1 protein-coding gene and 2 rRNA genes are annotated in these 821 nt (G+C 44.9%); all 3 read right to left on the bottom strand.

The features are described 5' to 3' along the window. On the bottom strand, positions 1 to 186 hold a 186-nt coding region (locus L5M38_RS24290; protein ID WP_263176856.1), incomplete at its 3' end, for a helix-turn-helix domain-containing protein. Between the two features lie 154 nt (positions 187 to 340). Continuing rightward, a 5S ribosomal RNA gene (gene rrf / locus L5M38_RS24285) occupies positions 341 to 456 on the bottom strand. 140 nt (positions 457 to 596) lie between these two features. Next, a 23S ribosomal RNA gene (locus L5M38_RS24280) occupies positions 597 to 821 on the bottom strand; the annotation flags it as partial.

Here is an 821-nt window from a genome sequence, read left to right as displayed (position 1 = left end):
GCCAGTCAGCCCATGGGTTAAATAGGCGGTGACCCAGCGATTGACACTGGTTCTACTGACCTTAAGCATGCTTGCGATGGCGGTACGAGAATGACCTTCAGTGAAATGGAGTAAGGCAAGATAGCGCATACGTTTGCGTGCACTTTTCTCCGATTTTACTAAGGCTGCGATGTGGGGATGATTCATATTTTGTATGATTAAAAACTGATGACCAATTAGATCACATAATTAATATAATTGGTATAATTAAATAGACACTAGGCTGTATTTAACAAATTGCGGACGCAAAAAAGCCAGCTTATTCAGCTGGCTTCGTTGCATCTCAATGAGATAATTAGGCGCTTGGCGATGACCTACTCTCACATGGGGAGACCCCACACTACCATCGGCGCGTTTGCGTTTCACTTCTGAGTTCGGGATGGGATCAGGTGGTTCCACAAGGCTATTGTCACCAAGCAAATTCTGTTTATTACCGTGKCCATCWCTGGACCACGTTAATAATAATTCGGAAAGCTGATTTKCTTTGTTTGAGTCTTTAACTTYATCAAGTGTCGATATTCTGTCTAAGGCTWCTTTGTAAAACCCATCTGGGTTGTATGGTTAAGCCTCTCGAGTCATTAGTACATGTTAGCTCAACGCCTCACAACGCTTACACACCATGCCTATCAACGTCCTAGTCTCGAACGGCTCTTTAGAGGAATTAAATTCCTAGGGATGACTCATCTTAGGGYTCGCTTCCCGCTTAGATGCTTTCAGCGGTTATCGATTCCGAACGTAGCTACCGGGCAATGCCATTGGCATGACAACCCGAACACCAGCGG

The sequence above is a fragment of the Shewanella sp. SM101 genome (assembly GCF_025654465.1).
Lineage (GTDB): Bacteria > Pseudomonadota > Gammaproteobacteria > Enterobacterales > Shewanellaceae > Shewanella > Shewanella oncorhynchi.
This window is presented reverse-complemented; position numbering and strand designations above follow the sequence as displayed.